Genomic DNA, 19,197 nt, shown 5'->3' on the forward strand with positions numbered 1-19,197 from the left:
GATTCGATTCGGTGCTATTCAGTGCTTTGCGTTTGAAGCGCGCTCAAACGCGGGCCGTCGCGCCGGTCCACGACGTGCGCCAGCGGCGCTTGACGTTGGCAAGGCCGAGCCAGCCGAGCGCCACGAGGCATGCGAAGAGCCACAGCCCGGCGGAGTAGAAGCCGGTGGCCTGCTTGATCGCGCCGAGGCTCGCGGCCAGCGCGAAGCCGCCGACGCCACCCGCCATGCCGACCAGTCCGGTCATCACGCCGATGTCCTTTGCGAAGCGCTGCGGCACGAGCTGAAACACCGCGCCGTTGCCCATGCCGAGGCACAGCATCGCGACGATGAAGAGCGCGAGCGACACGGCGGGCGCGCCCGCACTGAAACCCGCGGTGCCGATCAGCGCAGCAACCGCGCCGTACACCGTCAAAAGCGAACGCGTGCCGCCGATGCGGTCGGCGAGCAGCCCGCCGAACGGACGCATCACCGAGCCCGCGAACACGCAGGCGGCGGTCGCATAGCCGGCGGTCTTCGGATCGAACGCGAATTGATCGTGGAAGTAGCCGGGCAGCGAGCTCGCGAAGCCCGAGAAGCCGCCGAACGTGAGCGCGTAGAAGAACATGAACCACCACGCGTCGCGGTTCGCGAGCATGCGGCCGTAGTCGCGCAGATGCTTGTGCTCCGAGGGACGCGGCGCGTCTTTCGCGCAGAAGAAATAGATGACGAGCGCGAAGGCGAGGGGAATGCAGGCGATGCCGAACACGTTCTGCCAGCCGAGCGCGACGGCGAGCGCGGGCGCGAACAGCGCGGCCAGCACGGTACCCGAGTTGCCCGCGCCGGCGATGCCCATCGCGGTGCCTTGATGCTGCGGCGGATACCAGCGCGACGCGAGCGGCAGGGCGACGGCGAACGACGCGCCCGCGACGCCGAGGAGTGCGCCGAACACCAGCGCCTGCGCCATGCTGTGAATGCCGATGCGCCACGTGCCGAACAGCGCGGCGATCACGACGATCTGACCGAGCAGGCCCGCACGCTTCGCGCCGATGCGATCGGCGAGCATGCCCATCGGCAGGCGCAACAGCGCGCCGGCGAGGATCGGAGTGGCGACCATCAGCGCGCGCTGCTGAGTCGAGAGTTCGAGCGTCTTTGCGATCTGGATCTGCAGCGGCCCGAGCAGATACCAGACCATGAAGCTCAGGTCGAAATAGAGGAAGGCAGAGAAGAGCGTTGGGGTGTGCCCACTGCGCCAGAAGCTGCGGTCCATGTTGAGTTCCGTCGTCGTGCTACGAGGGGGAGATGAACCCTCGCGGCTAGGCGTCGAAGCGTCCTTGCTCGACCAAATAAAAACGGCGTCCGCCCGTGTCGATGCACGAGGGGACGCCGTTGTCCTGGTGGGCTGCGGATTGATCCAATGATCTTGCGCGTGCCCGGTGATGCTTGCTGCCCGGCGCCGTTGCCGGGTACGGGCACACATTACGCAACGTCCGTGCCAAGTTGCACCATTGCTGGAAAGCCAATGCTGGCGCGGGTTTGGGCTGTTTGCACCAAATCGTGCTGTTGCACCGCAGCAGTGCGGCACGCCGTGCTGCCGCACAGGATCGGCGCGGTGTGCATCGGTTTGGGGGAGGGGCTGTTTCTGGGCTTTGCGGGTTTTGCGTTGGTTTGTTTGGGTTTGTCGTGCAACTTTGAATTCGCGCCGTTCCGTATGGTCCGTCCCTCCCCGGGACCGGGGTTACTTTGGTCCTTGCCCAAAGTAACCAAAAGCGCGTCCTGGGCGGACGGCCTTGCCCGGAAGCACTCAACCCTGTTAGTACCGGTGTCCCGAGCACAACCGTGGGAAACCGTTACTACTCGCCGCGCGGCCCGGTAGCACGCGGCACGGAATTGAGCAGAGTCGCAACAAATCGAAGCCGTCGATTTGGCCGCGCCCCACGCTGCCTACGATTGAAGGCAAGCCCAGCGCATGAGCCGCGTTGCAAGACAGCCTCTTTAGACCTCTCCTGACCTCCAGCGCCGCTTTGACGCGAGCGGACGCAATTCCGTGCCGCGTACTAACGGGACGCACGTCGAGTAGTAACGGTTTCCCACGGTTGCGCTTGGAACACCGGTACTAACAGGGTTGAGTGCCTCCGGGCTAAGGCCGTCCGCCCAGGACGCGCTTTTGGTTACTTTGGGCAAGGACCAAAGTGACCCCGGTCCCGGGGAGGGACGGATTAAACGGACCGGCGCGAATTCAAAGTTGCACAACAAACGCTAACGAACCAAAACCAAAGGTCAGCGGCCCTTATTGCGGATGCCGCGGCTTATGCGACCAATAGAGCAAACAAACAACAGCACCAACGATGCCCCCCAAATGCGAAAACCGCGCAATACCCGGCACGCCGCCGCTCGCGCTCAGCAACAACGCCAGCGCAGCATAGCCAATAGCAAAGTATCGCGCCGGCATCGGCAAAAACGACAGCAGCGGCACAACGCGACGTTGCGAGAACAGCACGGCATAAGTCACAAGCAAGCCAAACAACCCGGCCGCCGCGCCAACACTCGGATGCCCGGCGCTAGCCGACGTAACGGCGACCAACTGCACGATCCCCCCCGCGATGACGCTCGCGATATACAGCTCGGCAAGCCGGATACGCCCAAGCGCCAGCTCAAGATCACGCCCGAACACATAGAGCCCGATCACATCGACGGCAAGATGCGTGACGTTCGCATGCAGCACGCTATAAGTGACAAGCTGCCAGAGATGAAACGGCGGCACGCCCGCCGGCTCAGGCGGCCACAGCGCGAACAGTTCGATGAGCTGTTGCGGATAGGCTTGCTCGAAGAGAAACGCCGCGATGTTGAGCGCGACGAGCGCGAGGGTCATGGATGTCCTGCTGGATGCGCCAATCGGGGAGACGCATACAGTGGATAGGACACGAGCGGCACGGAATGCTCCGTCTGTCAGCACACTCAAACGCCTTATTCAAACGCCGACGACAAGACTGTCAAAGTTCGATGCTAGAGTTTCGAGTTCCGTCCGCATCAGGCGTAGCGCGCCTCCAACCAAGGCAGCCACGCTGCGGACACGAATCGAACGAGCAGGAGCACACCGGTGAAGAAAGCAACGGACGCTATCCATCACGCAGCAGCCGAGGGCTACACGACGAGCGCGGAGAACTACGTGCGCGGCAGGCCCGGCTATCCGCCGGAGATCGCCGGCTGGCTGCGCGACGGTCTTGGGCTTCATGCGGGCAGCACGGTGGTCGATCTCGGCGCGGGCACCGGTAAGTTCACGCGCTACCTCGTCGACACGGGCGCCACGGTCGTCGCCATCGAGCCCGTTGCGGAAATGCTGGAGAAGCTCTCGGCCGAGAATCCGCAAGCCAAGGCGCAGACGGGTACGGCCACGTCGATACCGCTGCCCGATGCGTCGGTCGATGCCGTGGTCTGCGCGCAGTCGTTCCACTGGTTCGCGAAGGCCGAGGCGCTCGCGGAGATCCAGCGCGTGCTGAAGCCGGGCGGCAAGCTCGGGCTCGTCTGGAACATGCGCGATGCGCGCGTCGATTGGGTGGCGAAGCTCGATGCGATCGTCAATCGTGTCGAGGGCGATACGCCGCGCTACTACACGGGCGCGTGGCGCAACGCGTTTCCGTATCCCGGTTTCGGGCCGCTCGACGAGCAGCACTTCAGCCACGGCCATACGGGTGCGCCCGAAGACGTGATCGTCACGCGCGTGCGCTCGACCAGCTTCATCGCCGCGCTGCCCGCCGACGAGCGCGCCAAGATCGATGGCGAGGTCTACGCGTTGATCGCGGCGGAGCCGTCGCTCAACGGCAAGGATGTCGTGACCGTTCCCTACGAAACGGCCGCGTTTTTTACAGTGAAGAAGTAGGTGTCATTCGATGAATAGTGGTCGATTCAATCCGGCGCTGACCGCGCTGCTTGCCGCCGCGCTCTTTGGCGCGACCACGCCGCTTGCGCGTGTGCTGCTCGGTTCGCTCTCGCCCTTTATGGTCGCGGGGCTGTTCTACGTGGGAAGCGGCGTCGGTCTTGCCGTGTGTCTGTTAGTCAAGCGGACGCTGCGCGCGATGGCGCCCGCTGCCTCTGATCAGCACGAAGGCCGCATCGCCAAGTCCGAAGTGCCGTGGCTGCTCGGCGCGATCGCGGCGGGCGGTGTCGCCGGTCCCGCGCTTTTGATGCTCGGCCTCGCCACCACGCCGGCCGCGACCGGGTCGCTGCTGTTGAATCTAGAAGGCGTGCTCACCGCCGTGATCGCGTGGGTCGTGTTTCGCGAGAACGTCGATCTGCAAGTGTTCCTCGGGATGGTCGCGATCGTTGCGGGCGGTGTGCTGCTGTCGTGGCATCCGGGCGCGGCGGGCGTGCCGCTCGGCGCGTTGCTGATTGCCGGCGCGTGCCTGTGCTGGGCGATCGACAACAACCTCACGCGCAAAGTCTCGACCAACGATGCGATGGTGATCGCGTGCTTGAAGGGGCTGATCGCGGGGCCGGTGAATCTGGCGATCGGGCTGGCGCTCGGCGCGCATTTTCCGTCGCTCGCGAAGACCGCTGCCGCGATGACGACGGGCTTCGCCGGCTACGGCGCGAGCCTCGTGCTGTTCGTCGTCGCGCTGCGCAATCTCGGGACGGCGCGCACGGGGGCTTACTTTTCGGTCGCGCCGTTGTTCGGCGTGGCGCTGTCGCTCGTGATCTGGCCGGAGATGCCATCCGCGCTGTTCTGGGCCGCCGCCGCGCTAATGGCCGTGGGCGTCTGGCTCCACATCCGCGAGCGTCATGAACATGCGCATACGCACGAGCCGCTCGAACACACGCATCGGCATCGGCACGACGAACACCATCAGCACACGCACGACTTTCCTTATACCGGCGACGAGCCGCACTCGCATCCGCACGTGCATGCGCGCATTACGCACACGCATGCCCACTTTCCGGATATCCATCACCGGCATTCGCATTGAGGCGCATCACGCGCGGCGGGGTTTGAGCAGGTCGCTCCATTTCGCCGTGGCGTGGTCCTGCATGACGAGATGCCATAGCTGTGTGACTTCGTTCACGACGTCAGCTTCGGCCGCAGCCAGGTTCGCAGTCGGATAAGGCGCGGGCGCGGACGCAGGCGCGTTCCCCGACAGGCCTTGCCCGATCTCCTCGCTCGAAGACGCAACCCAATCGCAAAGCGCTGGGTTCGTATCGGACGTTTGCCGCGACATGCGCAGTCGCGTTGACGTTCCGGCGATGCGACGCAGCACCTCGAGCGTGGCCTTCGCATCCCGCATGCCATCCGTGCGGCGCAGCGGCTCGAGCCGTGCGAGCTTCAAAAGGTCTTCGGCATTGTTGCTCGCGAGACCAGCGTGGCGGCGCGCCGTCTCGCACGCGGCAAACGTGGCCGGGGTTTCATGCAAGGCGGCGCTCAGATAGGCGAGGTTGTTGCGAACGGCATCGGCCACCGCGCTCTTGAGATCGTCCGTATTGCGCTTGGGCCACAGCAAATAGGTGACCAGCAGCGCAAACACGCATCCCAGCAAATTGTTCTCAAGCCGGGCGACGGCGTAGCCGAGTTCGTTTGCGGGCGCGGCGAAATCGGCGACCAGCACGAACGACGGCGTAAGAAAGAGCGCATAGAGACCGTAGCTGACGCGCCGCAGCGACACGGTCAGGCAGACCAGCGGAAACACGACCAGGGAGATCGCGAGCGGCGTCTGTACCAGCGAGCCGATCGCGGCGGCAAGCGCCGCGCCTGCCGCGCTGCCCGCGGCGCGTTCGAATCCCCGCATCCAGGTGTTGCCGTTCGAGGGCTGGAGCACGAGCAGCGTCGCCATCGTCGCCCAATAGCCGCTCGGCATGTGCAGCAGCTTGACCGTCGCATAGGCCGCTGTGGTGGCGACCGCGAGCCGCACCGCGTGTCGTACGCCGAGCGACTCGAGCGACGCGTTTTGCCTGAGGCTTTCCCAGTTCGTGCTCAGCGTGTGGCGAAGCGCTTCCGGCCACGGTTCTTCGAATCGAGCGGCACTGCCGCCGCTGCTGCCGTGATGGACCGGCACGGGCGGCAGCGACAGGTTCTGTTCGGCAGGCGCGCTCAATCTTCTCGACAAGGCAAGCAAATGTTGCCGAAGCGACTCGGGATAGTCCGCCGACGGCGCTTCGAATCGCTCGCCCATGCGATACAGCACGCCGCCCATCGCCCTCAGGCAGCGTGCTGCGCGCGTGCGGCGCAGCGGCCCGTAGTGCGCGTATTCGGCCGCGTTCGAGACGGCGATCAGGTAGCCAAACACTCTTTCCGCGTCGGCTGCGGCAAACGAGAGATTGCGATACGCCTTGGCCCCGTCGATTCGCGCCTGAGGCATGCTGAGCAGCGAGCGGTAAGCCGCTTCGATCGCGGCGCGCGCCTGCGCGCGCACTTCAGTCGCGTGCCGGGCCCAATCGGCGGCATCGGCATGGCTCGCTTCGATCAACCGGGCACAGTCTCGCGCGAGCTCCGAGAGCCGCGCATAGGCGAGACGCAGCGCGTAGCGGCTCGGCGCGAACGGGTGAATGCGCCACACCGTGAAGCTCAGGAGGGTCGCGAACACACAGCCGCTGAAATAGATCGCCAGCAACGGCGTGGCGGTAGCGAGATCGTGTTGCGGCTTGTCCACCAGCACGATGCACGCGACGGCGACGAGGATCGCCACCTGATACGCCGCCGAGGAAAAGATCGTCGTCAAGCCGGCCAGCGCCGAGATCGCGAACACGGCGGCGACCGCGTACGGTATCCCTGCACCCGAGGCGAACGCGGTGATGCCGCCGCACAGCGTCGAGGCGAGCGCGAAGCCGCCCATCGACGCGAGGCGCCGGCGCGGCGATTCCGCGGCGTCGGCGAGGCAGGTCCAGAACGCGCCGATCGCGGCCCACGCGAACAGTGGATTGTTCAGCCACTTGCCAAGCAGCAGCATCGCGGTCGCGGCGCACGCGGCGCGCAATCCTTCCGACAGGCTGGCTTCTTCGATCGAGAAATAGACGAGCCATGACGGCCGCAGGCGGGACAAGGCTTGCACCACTGCGTTGAGCGCCGGGTTGCGTCTGGGCAAGCTGGACATGGACGGTCTGTATGAAGGAGTGGACGCGAGCGGCGAGAGGCAATGATGGTAAAGAGAGGGAATTGAGCCGTAAAGCGCGAATTAAATAGGGGCGTGCTTACGTCAGCAGGTAACCGGGGCCCGGCGCGGCCTCGGCGGGCACATCCTTGCCGCACAGTTCGAGCAGCGAGCGCTCGATATTGCGCGTCATCGCATCGAGCGCGAGGTGGTGCGGGGCGGTGCCGAACGGCTCGGCGATCTCGCTCGCGATCGCTTCGAGGGCGATCAGCGTGTACGACATGAAAACGGAGATGATCGGTGTGGCTACGCCGATCGAATCGACGAGCCCGAACGGCAGCAGCACGCAATAGATGTAGACGGTCCGGTGCAGCATGACGCCATAGGCGTAGGGGATCGGCGTCGAGGCGATCCGCTCGCAGCCGCCAACCGTCGTGGCGAGTTCGCTCAATTGCGCGTCGAACATCCAGAGCTGGGTGCCGGAAATCGCGCCGCGCCGCTCCAGCTCGGCGAGTTGCTGCCTGAGATCGTTGAGGATCGCAATCGGACGAAAATGCAGCGCCGCCAGTCGATGCGCGGTCTCGTCGCCCAGGTAGCGCGACAAGTCGGCGGTGGGGTCGGTCCTGCGCAACTGATGCTTGAGTGCGTAGACGAACGCGATCACGCCATTCACGAATTCGATCCGGCCGCGTGAAGCGCCGTCTTCCGTGTCATCGGCCGGGAGATAGCACAGCGCCTGGGACGCCAGCGTACGCGCCGCATTGAGCACATGGCCCCAGATGCGCCGCGCTTCCCAATAGCGGTCGAAGCTCACGTTGTTCCGAAACGCGAGGAAGATCGACAGCGCCACGCCGCACAACGTGAAGGGTGCGACTTCGAGTGGAATTTTTTCTCCGAACACGCGGCCGTGGTTGGCAACGGCCAGCACGCTCACGAGCGTCATGAACGCGAGTTGCGGCAGGATCGAACGAAGCACCGAGCCGTTCCAGACGAACAGCATGCGGAACCAATGATGGGCGGGGCGGACGATCATCGCGATTGCGCGCCGCGTGCGGCGCGCATCCTCCGGGCGGTTGAGTTATGCCGCCACGTTGGCGGCCGGCGCCGACTTGTGCAGCAGCACGGGAATCGACTTCGAGGTCGGCGTATTGCACACGTCGCCGACGCTCGAAAGCGGCACGAGCGGATTCGTCTCCGGATAGTACGACCCGATGCAGCCGCGCGGAATGTCATATTCGACGAGCAGGAACGAATCGGCGCGGCGCTCGATGCCGTCGTCCCACACCGTCGTCATATCGACCCAGTCGCCGTGCTGGAAACCGAGCATCTCGAGATCCGCCGCGTTGATGAACACGACGCGGCGCTGGCCGAACACGCCGCGATAGCGGTCGTCGAGCGCGTAGATCGTCGTGTTGTATTGGTCGTGCGAGCGGGTCGTCATCAGCGTCATCACGCGTTCGCCGTGAAGCTTTTTTGCACGGCGTATCGGCGTGTCTTCCTCGATTCGGTGCACGACGAAGTTCGCGCGGCCGGTCGTGGTCTTCCAATCGCGCTCGCGCGATGCGACGCGCAGATGAAACCCGCCGGGGTGTCCGATGCGTTCGTTGTAGTTGTCGAAGCCCTCGATCGTTTGCTCGATCGCATCGCGTACGCGCGAGTAATCGAGCGCGTAGCCGAGCCAATCGACCTTGCCGCTGCCGAGCGTCGCATGTGCGATGTTCGCGACGATCGCCGTCTCCGACATCAAATTCTTCGACGCTGGCGTGTTCATGCCGTACGAGACGTGCACCATGCTCATCGAGTCCTCGACGGTCACGCCCTGCGCGACGCCGCCTTGGAGGTCGATTTCGGTGCGGCCGAGCGTCGGCAGGATCAGCGCGTCCTTGCCATGCACCAGATGGCTGCGGTTGAGTTTGGTCGTGATGTGCACCGTCAGGTCGCACGCGCGCAGCGCATCCCAGGTGCGCGGCGTATCGGGCGTCGCGATCGAGAAATTGCCGCCCAAGCCGATGAACACCTTGATATGGCCTTCGAGCATCGCTTCGATCGTTTCGACCACGTCGTACCCGTGTTCGCGCGGCGGCTCGAAATCGAAGACTTTGCCGAGACGGTCCAGAAACGCCTGCGTCGGTTTTTCTTCGATGCCGACGGTGCGGTTGCCCTGCACGTTCGAGTGGCCGCGAACCGGGCACAGGCCCGCGCCTTCGCGGCCGATATTGCCGCGCATCATCATCAGGTTCGACAGCATGTGCACGGTCTGCACCGAGTTCTTGTGCTGCGTGATGCCCATGCCCCACGTTGCAATCACGCGCTTGCCGGTGGCATAGATGCGCGCGAGGTTTTCGATGTCCTCGCGCGCGACGCCCGATTCCGCTTCGAGCGCCGGCCAGCTTTCCGCGCGCAGGTCGGCGGCGAACGCGTCGAAGCCCCAGGTGTGCGCGCCGATGAAGTCGACGTCGAGCACGCGTTCCGTGCCGGCTCGTAGCGCTTCATCGTCGAGTTCGAGCACGCGCTTGGCGACGCCCTTGAGCAGCGCGAAGTCGCCGCCGAGCTTCGGCTGAATGAACGTGGTCGCGATCTTCGTGCTCGACATCGTCAGCATCTCGACCGGGCTTTGCGGATCGGCGAAGCGCTGGAGGCCGCGCTCGCGCAGCGGGTTGATCGAGACGATCCGCGCGCCGCGCTTCGCGCATTCGCGCAGCTCGCCGAGCATGCGCGGATGGTTCGTCGCCGGGTTCTGGCCGAAGATCATGATCGTGTCGCAGTGCTCGAAGTCGTCGAGCGTCACGGTGCCCTTGCCGATGCCGACCGTGGTCGGCAAGCCGCGGCTCGTCGCCTCGTGGCACATGTTCGAGCAGTCGGGGAAGTTGTTGGTCCCGTACATCCGCACGAACAGTTGATAGAGGAAAGCGGCTTCGTTGCTCGCGCGGCCCGAGGTGTAGAACGCGGCCTCGTTGGGATCGTCGAGAGCCTTCAAATGCTTCGCGATCAGCGCGAACGCGGCGTCCCAGGCGATCGGCTCGTACTTGTCGGTGAGGGCGTTGTAGACCAGCGGGTCCGTCAGGCGGCCGTGCTGCTCGAGCTCGTAGTCGGTTTCCTTCATCAGCGCGTCGACGGTGTGCCCGGCGAAAAACGCAGGCGTGACGCGCTTGGATGTCGCCTCGGCCGCGACCGCCTTCACGCCGTTCTCGCAGAACTCGAAGGTCGAGGCATGCTGCTTGTCCGGCCACGCGCAGCCCGGGCAATCGAAGCCGTCGGGCTGGTTCTGCTTGAAGAGGGTCTTGTAGTTGCCGCCCGCGACTCTCTCCTTGATCAGATTGATCGCGACTTGCTTGACCGCACCCCAGCCTGCGGCGGGGTGATGGTAGGGCTCGATGCGTCCTTGGGGCTTGTTGGGTTTGTCCACGGTGTGTGCTCCTAACAGCAAAGCGGCGTTGCAAGATTGATTTAGCGCAACTTTAAGAGCCTTTGATGACGCGCAGAGCGCACACATGCGCAACGAGTGGAGGAGTACAGTTCTGATACGATCGCTGCCGTTTGCGAACTGTGCTCCCAATGCTTTCGATTGGCTAACGGCGGTGGAGTCGTCAAGGCGCATGGCGCTGGGACGCAATGGCGCTCGATGGGGAACGAAGTGAAGCTTTACGAAAGGCTGGCAAACGAGATCGAGGATCAGATTGCGCAAGGCGTGTTTCGCCACGGCGATCGCATCCCTTCGATCCGGCAGACGAGCCAGCATCGGAGAATCAGCATCACGACGGTGCTCAACGCGTATCTGCTGCTCGAAAGCAAGGGGCTGATCGAGAGCCGTCCGCAATCGGGGTACTTCGTGCGGCTGCCGGCGAGCGTCGCGGGCGGTCACGTCGAGACCGGGCTGCGGACGTCAAAGCCGATTGCCGTGTCGGCGCAGGTCGACGTGAGCCGCCTCGTGCTGTCGACGCTGCGCTCCATCGGCAGCGGCTCGGCGATCCCGCTCGGGTCGCCTTACCCCGATCCGAAGCTGTTTCCATCCGACAAAATCAGCCGCTACGGCGCGGCGATCGTGCGCCGCAAGTCGCAATGGGGCGTCGCCGACGAGCTGCCGCCCGGCAACCCCGAACTGATCCGCCAAATCGCGCGGCGCTATCTGGAACACGGCGAGCCGGTCGATCCGAACGAGATCGTCGTGACGGTCGGCGCGACCGAGGCGATCAATCTCTGCTTGCAGGCGGTCGCGAAACCGGGCGACACAGTGGCGGTCGAGTCGCCGACCTACTACGCGATGCTGCACGCGATCGAACGGATGGGCATGCGGGCGATCGAGGTCGCGACGCACCCGAGCGAAGGCATCGATCTCGGCGCGCTCGCGACGATTCTCGACAACGAACGCATCGCGGCGTGCATGGTGATGCCGAATTTCCAGAATCCGCTCGGTTTTCAGATGCCCGACGAGAAGAAGCGGGAACTGGTCGAACTGCTCGCGCGACACAACGTGCCGGTGATCGAGAGCGATGTTTACAACGAACTCTATTTCGGCGAATCGCATCCGCGTTCGTTGAAATCATTCGATACGAACGGGCTCGTGCTGCACTGCGCCTCGTTTTCGAAGAGCCTGACTTCGGCTTACCGTATCGGCTGGGCGATGGCCGGGCGCTTTCACGAGCAGGTCGAAAAGCTCAAATTCCTCAATACGCTGACCACCCCGTCCATTCCCCAGCTCGCCATCGCCGAGTACCTGAAGAACGACGGCTACGAGCATCACTTGCGGCGCGTGCGCAAGGTGTACGAGCAACAGGCGAACCTGATGATGGCCGCCGTCAAACGCTTTTTTCCGGAGGGCACGCGGACCTCGCACCCGATGGGCGGTTACGTCCTCTGGGTGGAGCTGCCGCCGGCAGTCGATTCGATGCGCCTCTACCAGCTCGCGCTCGAAAACGGCATCACGATCGGCCCTGGCTATATGTTCTCGGCGACGAACAGCTACCGCAATTTCATCCGCCTGAACTACAGCTACACGTGGTCGCCCGAAATCGAAGGGGCCTTGATCACGCTCGGCAAGCTCGTGGCGGCTTGCATGCAGGTGAGCCGCGCCTAGAATCAAAGCGACGTTGGTTCCAACGCTCGCCCAGGTCCGACTATGACCCACTCGCTAAGAAACCGGCTCGTCCTCGCGCTTTGCATTTTGGTCACGGTGGTGGGCGTGGTCCAGGGCATCAGCTCGTTCAGGTTGTCGGAAGAGGGCATGCGCGCGCTGCTCGATCTGCGCCTCGAACAAGTCGCGAACCGGATGCGCAACGGCTATATCGAGGCGCTCCCGGCTTTCCCGTCGCGCGGCTCGCAGCCGCCGCGCGATATCGTCGTGACCATCTGGAAGGGCGATGCGGACGCGCCGTACCGCTCGACCGATCCGGCGCTCAGACTGCCGCGCGACGCGCCCTCCGGCTTCGTCACCAACGTGGTCGGCGGGGAGGACTGGCGTATCTATACGCTGCGCGAAGCGTCGCTCGTCATCCAAGTCGCTCAGCGCTCGAGGGTGCGCCACGAGCTGGCCGAAGAGCAGGCGCTCAATACGCTGTGGCCGATCGCGATTCTCGTGCCGCTCGTCTGCTTCGCCGTGGTCGTGGTCGTCGATCGCTCGTTTGATCGCTTGACCCGGCTCGGCGCCGAAGTGCAATCGATCGACGCCGGCAATCTGCAATCGCTGCCGACGTCCGGCGTGCCGCTCGAACTGCTGCCGTTCATCGATTCGATCAACCGCATGATCCGGCGGCTCGCCCGCTCGATAGAGGTCGAGCGCAAGTTCATCTCGGATGCCGCGCATGAACTCAGAACGCCGCTGACGGCGCTTCAATTGCAAGCCGACAACTTGCAGCGCGACATTGCACCGGGCAACCAGGAGCGCTTCCAGGAACTGCGCAAGGGTATTGCGCGCAGCGGCAGCGTGATATCGCAGCTGTTGCGGCTGGCGCGGGCGGACGCGTCGCTGGAAGCGGGCGCGCTCGAACGGGTGGACGTCTCGACGGTCGTCGTCGACGCGGTCGCGGAAGTGCTGCCGATTGCGGCGGCGCGCAACATCGACATCGGCGCCGAGGAAATGACGAGCGCTTTCGTGCAGGCGACCAAGGCGGATGTCGGCGTGGCGCTCAGAAACCTCGTGAGCAACGCGATCCGCTACACGCCCGATGGCGGCAAGATCGATTTGAGCCTGCAGGTGCGCGACGATCTGGTGTGGGTCGAAGTGACGGATACGGGGCCGGGCATCGCCGAAGATTTGCTGCCGCGCGTGTTCGACCGGTTTTTCCGCGCCAACTTCGATATCGAAGGCAGCGGGCTCGGGCTATCGATCGTCAAGGCGATCGCGAACAAGTACGGCGGGACGACGACGCTGCGCAATCGCAACGATGGTCAAACGGGGATCGTCGCCTCGATCAGTTTTCGTCAGGCAGCGCAGGAAGCGGCGCAGGCTCGAACCTTGGAGTCGACGCGTGCTTGAGCGGTGCTTGAGGGCGCCTGTCAGCACTTCGGCGAGTTGCTGAGCATCACCGTCCAGCCGAGGCCGCGCACATTCGTGATGACCGCTCCGCCGAACTTCTTGCGCACCGAGTGGATGATGACGTCGATCGCATTGCTTTCGACTTCCTTTCCCCAGCCATACAGACGGTCTTCGAGCTGATCGCGCGACAGGATCGTGCCGGGGCGCTCGAGAAAGGCGTGCATCAACGCGAATTCCTTCGCGGACAGCACCGACGTGACGCCGTTGCAAGTCAGCGTGCGTTTGTCGAGATCGAGCGCGAGCGCGTCGTCGCCCAGACGGGATACCGCGTAGCCCGCTTTGCGCCGCAGCACCGCGCGGATGCGCGCGAGTAGTTCGGGCACTTGGAACGGCTTGAGCACGTAGTCGTCAGCGCCGAGATCGAGGCCCTCGACGCGCGTATCCAAGGCGTCCTGCGCGGTCAGGATCAGCACCGGCACGCGATTGCCGGCGGCGCGCGCCGCCCTGAGCACGTCGATGCCGCTCATGCCGGGCAAGCCGAGATCGAGCAGCACGACCGTGTATTCCGCGGCTTCCAGCGCGTGCCGGCCCGCCGTGCCGTCGCGCACCCAATCGACGCTGTAGTTCGCGTCTTTCAGCGCGCGCAGCAGGCTCTGTCCGATTTGCAGATCGTCTTCAACCAGCAGGACTCTCATGATTCGTGCGCGGAATAGCCGGTAGTGAAATGTCGTGTGCGCTCCGGGGGACGCGACATTAATCATAGTTGACCGACCTCCTGCGTGGAGACACGAAAGGGGCCTTCGCGAGGCCCCTTTTAGTCAGACGTGAGCGCTGCCTAGCCGGTGGCTGAGCCGCTCCAGCATTTCCGCGACACCTACACCTGCCGGCAACTCGGAGATGTAGCCATTGCGCCGCGCCACACACGCTCTGACCGCCGGCTTGGCGTTCGATACGGTGTGCGGCGTGACGCGTACGTGCCGCATGATGCCGAGATCGTTGTCGCTGTCGCCGAAGTAGTGAATGACGGCGGCGGGCGGCAAGTAGCGCACGAGGTTGGCCTTATCGATCGTCATCGGTATGACGTCGATCGCACCGTCGCGCTCCGGATGCACGTAGACGTTCAGCGCGAGATCGTGGCGCCAGATGAAGCGCGCGATGATGTCCTTGGCGTCGTGCACTTCCTTGCCAAACGTTCTCGACCAGATCGTGCGTTTGACTTCCGGCTTGCCCGGCGGCAGATCCATCAGGTCGAGCGAGCGGGCGAAGTATTCGAGGTCGCGGCTCTTGGGGGCGACGTATTCGAACCCGCTTTCCGGAACCACGATGTGCCCGCCGTTTTCGCAGCAATACATCCACGGCGTCAGCTTCAGTTCAGCGCACAGGTGGCGCAGGACGTCATAGCTCTTGCCGGACGCGACGAAGAGCCGGGCGCCGTCGTCCTGCAGTTCGTGCAGACGCTCGCCGAGCTCGGCGGGCGGCGGCAGCCCGGGAAGCTCGATGGTGCCGGTGCGGTCCAGTCCGATGTAGACGTTATGCATGTTGAACTCCTTCAAAAGCGTGTTGGATGCGGGGGGCAAAGTAATGCGGGGCGATCTGCGCGGGCGTGGATTCCACTTCGCGTTTGCGTCCGAGGTTCAGGCGCGCGAGGAGCTGGTCCGACGCATTCATCGCGAACGACGGCTTGCCGGGCAACACGCACAGCACGTCTTCGGCGACTTCGTCGACGAAGCTGCGGCTGCCGCGCGCGCCCCTGCCGAATGCGGCGCTTTCGGTTTCGAGCGTCGTGTAGATGCCTCGCACCCGTCCGGTTTCAGCCAAGCCCGGCAGCGTCGCGCGCAGCGTATCGAGCTGCAGTTCGAGCCGCTCGATATCGATGCGATGGTTCTTTTCGGTCCTGAGCGGGTTCGCGCCGTGCGTGTACAGCAGCACCGTCGAGCCGTCCGCCGCGTATTGCGGCGCGATCGACATCTGCGCGTCGGGCACTACGATGCTGCCGTTGGCGACGGCGCCGCGCATCGTGAGCACTTGGCACACGCGCGTTTGCGTCGTCACGCTGGCGTCCACGTCGGGAATGCCGCTCAACACTATGGACGTATTGCTCCCGGCGCAGACGATGAGCTTCTGTGCGGTGATCAACTGGTCGCCCGCAAAGAGGCGATATCCCTGCCAGCAACGGCTGATGTGCCGGATCGTGCCGCAGCGGAGCAAGTCGCGATTCGCCTGGCGCAGCTTGGCGACGAGTTCGCGGCCGTCGAACAGCATGTGCGGGAACGAAAACACTTCCTTCAGGCGATGTCCGCTCAACAGGCCGGTCTTGGCCGAGGTCTGGGTATAGGGGATGTCGAGCGCGTCCCAGGTTTTTGTCCAGCGGCTGCTGTCGTCGACGAAGCCGACATAGGACTCGGTCGAGCGAACCCGCACGCCGAGCCGCCGAATCATGTTTTGCCAGCTCGGGTAAGTGTCGCGAAGCTGGCCCGTCAATTCGCGATCGGCGTAGAAGTGCCCGCGGTGGATATAGAACGGCAAGCGGTGCGCCTGGCCTTCGCCGCTGTGCGTTTCGGGTTCGACGCAGCAGACGTTCAAGCCGAGCGCGCGCATTCTGTCCAAAAGAACCAGCGCTTGGATGCCGGTGCCGATAATGACGTAGTCGTAATTCATGACGGTTTCCATCTCCTCTCGATAGTGCAAAGCCAAGCCGTGTTCAGGTTCAGGGCGGCTTGCGATTTCGGTCTCATCCGATCGATCACGAAAATCATTCACTATCGATTCGGATAACGAATGATTTCGTGCTCAAGGTTTTCCTTCAGAGTTCGGCCACATCGCTTAATGCGTCGTGGCGATGGGTGGACTATAAAAGGACCCGCCGAATTAGTCTGTTGGAAAAGTATGTCGCGCCGTTTCAACGCGTTTGTTGGGGACAGGGCCCGTTATTCGTTAAAACGGATAGCCTTTCGAATCGACCTCGCGCATGCGGCGTTCGAGGTCGGCGTGATCGGACGACGACGCCAGGTAGTCGTCGCGGCGGCGGCGTTCCGCGCGTTCAAAGAATTGGCCGAGATGATGAAGAAGGAATGCAAACATGGTGTGCTCCATTAATTCGATTGAAGGCGTGGCGTGCGTGAGGTGTGCGTTCTTGCAGCCGCGACGGATCTAACAACGGGCACTAGCGCATGAGTGCTGAGAGCTTGCTGGTGTTTCGGTGGCGCTCGGCTCGTCGATGAAGATGAATCGTACGGACCGGGAATTAGCCAAGAATGAGGAGAGTGAGGTCGAGTGATCTGAGGAATGCGGCGGGGAAGGAAAGCGTTCCGAAAGTATTTACGCTTTCTGCCAAAAGCGTGTGACAGCCGGATGGATCTCGTTGCGCCAACGTGGGCCCATGAACAGGCCGTAGTGATCGCAGTCGGCAATCGTGAGCCCTAGGCGCTGGTTGTCGGTAACACCGCTGCACAGCGCTTGTGCCGCATGCGTCTGCTGCGCACCGGTGACGGTGTCGTGCGTGCCCTCCACGGTGCATAGCGCAATCGACGACAGCGCCTGAGGACGCACCTCGCGCCCGTCGACCTGCCACGTGCCGCGCGCCAACTGCTGTTCGTGGAAGATCACCTGCAGCGTGTCGAGAAAGTAATGCTCGTCCATGTCGAGCACGGCCGCGTATTCGCCCATGTGCCGGAGACTGCGCGCGATGCCCTCGGCATCGGCCGCGGCCTGGCTCGACCAGTAGTCCGCTTCGAGCTCCCACTTGTGGCGCGGGAACGCCGCGGCGATGGCGGCCTGCTGGCAGTAGCCCGGATACACGCGGCGGCCGGCGCCCGCGTAGGGCGGCGGGACCGTATCGATGAGCGTGCGGCGGAACCAGTCGACGCTGTGCGATTGCGCGAAGCGGGCGAGGCCGGTCGGGTTGAGGCGCGTATCGATGGGGCCGCCCATCAGCGTCAGGCTCGCGGCGGGGGCGTCGCCCTCACTTGCGAGGAGCGCAAGGGCGGCGAGCGTGGGCACGGCCGCTTGGCACACGGCGACGACATGAATGCGCTCGCGGCCGATCTTGCGCAGGAAGCGCTCGATGAGGAGCACGTAGTCGTCGAGGCCGAAAGCGCCGGCCGAAAGCGGCACGTCGCGGGCGTCGACCCAGTCGGTCAGATAGACGTCGCCGTCTTGAAGCAGCGCTTCGACGGTCTCGCGCAGCATCACCGCATGGTGTCCCGCAAGCGGCGCGCAGATCAGGATGTCGGGCGCCTTGCGGCGGCGCGTGCGGGGCACGCTGTCCGCCTCGCGCGCAAAGTGCCGGAGCACGCAGAACGGCGTGCTGTCGGCGATGCGCTCGGCCACCGGTATCGTGCGCGAGCCGATCGTCACCGACGCGATGCCGAACGGGGGCACTTCGGCCGATTGGGGTTGCAGCAGGGTGGAGAGCCAGTCCGAGCCGAGGAGCGCGGGCCAAGAGCCCCAAGCGCTCGCGCCGAACGCGGCCCATGCGCCGGCTGTGCGGATCAAGTTGCGTTGCGCTTCGACCCATGCGTACCACATGGCGGTTCCGGTCCTATGCACGTCATGACAGTGACGTCGAGCTCTTATTTTCCTCAGCAAAAAACCCGTTCGCAAGATTCGCTTTGCACCGCGCGAGTGCGGCCGCGTCAGAACTGGTAATCGACCGACACGGAAAGCACGACCCCCGTCGCGCGTTGCGTAATCGGGCTATGGGCAGCGGACCCGACCAATTGCTGAAGCGCCGTCTCGCCGTTCACGATCCAGTGCTTGGCCGGCAGCCACGTCGCGCTGACGCCGAGCCCGTAGGATTTCACGCCGGCCGAGGCCCGATATTGCGGATAGCCCGAGTGCGCCGCCTGCGTCGCGTTCACGCCGAACCAGCTGTTCATGTACGTGGAATCCGCAAACGTCACCGACGGCCCCGCGAACCAGAAGAACGTCTCCGAGCTGCCGGGCAGGGGCAGGTAGGCGCCGATGTCGCCGATCCAGCCGTCGGCGCCGCCAAGGTTGCGGCGGATATCGGCGCGGATGTCGAGCGGGAACGACTTCGAGATCACGTAGTCGCCCATCAGCTTCAGCGCGGGCGCCGGGTTGATGTTGCCGAGCCCGTATAGATGCTCGTAGTCGGTCTGCTCGCGGCGGCCAAGGTCATAGGTGACGGCGAAGGCGAGACGCCAGTTTTGGCCGCGCAGGAAATTGACGCCCGCGCCGTCGCCCGTCGAAAGAAAGAACAGGTTGCGGTAGCGGATATCGATGCTCGGGCCGACCAGCACACGGTAGCGCGAGGAGCCGTCATAGAGCGGCTGAAACGCCATGCCGGGGCCGACGCGGATGCGCCACGCGGGCATCTGCGGCTCGTACACCTGCTCGAGCGTGATGCCTGCGGAGTACTGCCACTCCGCGAGCGGCGACGGCGTCTGCGCGAACGCGGCAATGGGTGACGTCGCGCCGAAGACGGCAAGGGCGGCCACGGGTCGCATGTTCATCGATGGGCTCCTCATGGATCGCGATCGATTGCGTGATGCGGGGGGCAAGGCGGTGCTGCACAGCATAACGTAACGTTGCCGCAGTGCGGCAAGCCAATTCGATAGACCGTTCGTCTACGCGGACATCGGCATCGGCTGATGCAATGCCTGTGCCTGCCTTGCCGCCGACGCCATGCGGCCACACAAACTGGCACCCGCT

15 protein-coding genes are annotated in these 19,197 nt (G+C 64.3%); 4 read left to right on the top strand and 11 right to left on the bottom strand.

The genetic code is table 11. The annotated features are described in order from the left end of the window. Positions 1-43: 43 nt before the first annotated feature. On the bottom strand, positions 44-1,246 hold the full coding sequence (locus AAHK20_RS15195) for a nitrate/nitrite transporter (protein WP_449182297.1): 1,203 nt from the start codon (positions 1,244-1,246) through the stop codon (positions 44-46). Between the two features lie 1,020 nt (positions 1,247-2,266). After that, complete coding sequence (locus tag AAHK20_RS15200) at positions 2,267-2,848, bottom strand: rhomboid family intramembrane serine protease (protein ID WP_449182298.1); 582 nt, start codon at positions 2,846-2,848, stop codon at positions 2,267-2,269. 228 nt (positions 2,849-3,076) lie between these two features. On the opposite strand from AAHK20_RS15200, the gene AAHK20_RS15205 reads away from it, so the two are divergent. Both AAHK20_RS15205 and AAHK20_RS15210 read left to right on the top strand, forming a co-directional pair. Then, positions 3,077-3,856 (top strand): class I SAM-dependent methyltransferase, encoded by a 780-nt coding sequence (locus tag AAHK20_RS15205; protein ID WP_449182299.1) that lies wholly within the window; start codon positions 3,077-3,079, stop codon positions 3,854-3,856. A gap of 10 nt (positions 3,857-3,866) precedes the next feature. Next, positions 3,867-4,940 (top strand): DMT family transporter, encoded by a 1,074-nt coding sequence (locus AAHK20_RS15210; RefSeq protein ID WP_449182300.1) that lies wholly within the window; start codon positions 3,867-3,869, stop codon positions 4,938-4,940. 6 nt (positions 4,941-4,946) lie between these two features. On the opposite strand, the gene AAHK20_RS15215 is transcribed toward AAHK20_RS15210, so the two are convergent. The 3 genes from AAHK20_RS15215 to AAHK20_RS15225 form a co-directional block, all read right to left on the bottom strand. After that, positions 4,947-7,055 (bottom strand): FUSC family protein, encoded by a 2,109-nt coding sequence (locus AAHK20_RS15215; protein ID WP_449182301.1) that lies wholly within the window; start codon positions 7,053-7,055, stop codon positions 4,947-4,949. Between the two features lie 97 nt (positions 7,056-7,152). After that, the gene (locus AAHK20_RS15220) at positions 7,153-8,085 is read right to left on the bottom strand and encodes a bestrophin family protein (protein WP_449182302.1); all 933 of its coding nucleotides are present in this window, start codon (positions 8,083-8,085) and stop codon (positions 7,153-7,155) included. Positions 8,086-8,130: 45 nt separating this feature from the next. Continuing rightward, positions 8,131-10,458, bottom strand: coding sequence for an FdhF/YdeP family oxidoreductase (locus AAHK20_RS15225; protein ID WP_449182303.1), 2,328 nt, complete (start codon positions 10,456-10,458; stop codon positions 8,131-8,133). Between the two features lie 228 nt (positions 10,459-10,686). Between AAHK20_RS15225 and AAHK20_RS15230 the strand changes: the two genes are divergently transcribed. Beyond that, complete coding sequence (locus tag AAHK20_RS15230; RefSeq protein WP_449182304.1) at positions 10,687-12,126, top strand: aminotransferase-like domain-containing protein; 1,440 nt, start codon at positions 10,687-10,689, stop codon at positions 12,124-12,126. A 42-nt stretch (positions 12,127-12,168) separates the two neighbouring features. Then, complete coding sequence (locus AAHK20_RS15235; RefSeq protein WP_449182305.1) at positions 12,169-13,524, top strand: sensor histidine kinase; 1,356 nt, start codon at positions 12,169-12,171, stop codon at positions 13,522-13,524. A gap of 20 nt (positions 13,525-13,544) precedes the next feature. Here AAHK20_RS15235 and AAHK20_RS15240 read toward each other — a convergent pair whose 3' ends face one another. From AAHK20_RS15240 to AAHK20_RS15265, 6 genes are all read right to left on the bottom strand, one after another. After that, entirely contained in the window at positions 13,545-14,219 is a 675-nt protein-coding gene (locus tag AAHK20_RS15240; protein ID WP_449182306.1) for a response regulator transcription factor, read from the bottom strand. 123 nt (positions 14,220-14,342) lie between these two features. Then, on the bottom strand, positions 14,343-15,062 hold the full coding sequence (locus AAHK20_RS15245) for an HAD family hydrolase (RefSeq protein ID WP_449182307.1): 720 nt from the start codon (positions 15,060-15,062) through the stop codon (positions 14,343-14,345). Beyond that, positions 15,055-16,182 (bottom strand): FAD-dependent oxidoreductase, encoded by a 1,128-nt coding sequence (locus AAHK20_RS15250; RefSeq protein ID WP_449182308.1) that lies wholly within the window; start codon positions 16,180-16,182, stop codon positions 15,055-15,057. Before AAHK20_RS15250 ends, AAHK20_RS15245 begins: the two co-directional genes overlap by 8 nt. A 276-nt stretch (positions 16,183-16,458) precedes the next feature. Next, on the bottom strand, positions 16,459-16,605 hold the full coding sequence (locus AAHK20_RS15255) for a DUF3563 family protein (RefSeq protein WP_449182309.1): 147 nt from the start codon (positions 16,603-16,605) through the stop codon (positions 16,459-16,461). Between the two features lie 237 nt (positions 16,606-16,842). Continuing rightward, positions 16,843-18,051 carry a polyhydroxyalkanoate depolymerase gene (gene phaZ, locus AAHK20_RS15260; RefSeq protein WP_449182310.1) on the bottom strand — a complete coding sequence of 403 codons (1,209 nt, stop codon included), beginning with the start codon at positions 18,049-18,051 and terminating at the stop codon, positions 16,843-16,845. Positions 18,052-18,158: 107 nt separating this feature from the next. Continuing rightward, positions 18,159-18,998: a MipA/OmpV family protein gene (locus AAHK20_RS15265; protein WP_449182311.1), complete on the bottom strand. Its 840-nt coding sequence runs from the start codon at positions 18,996-18,998 to the stop codon at positions 18,159-18,161. Positions 18,999-19,197: the final 199 nt, after the last annotated feature.

The organism is Trinickia camelliae (assembly GCF_053525655.1).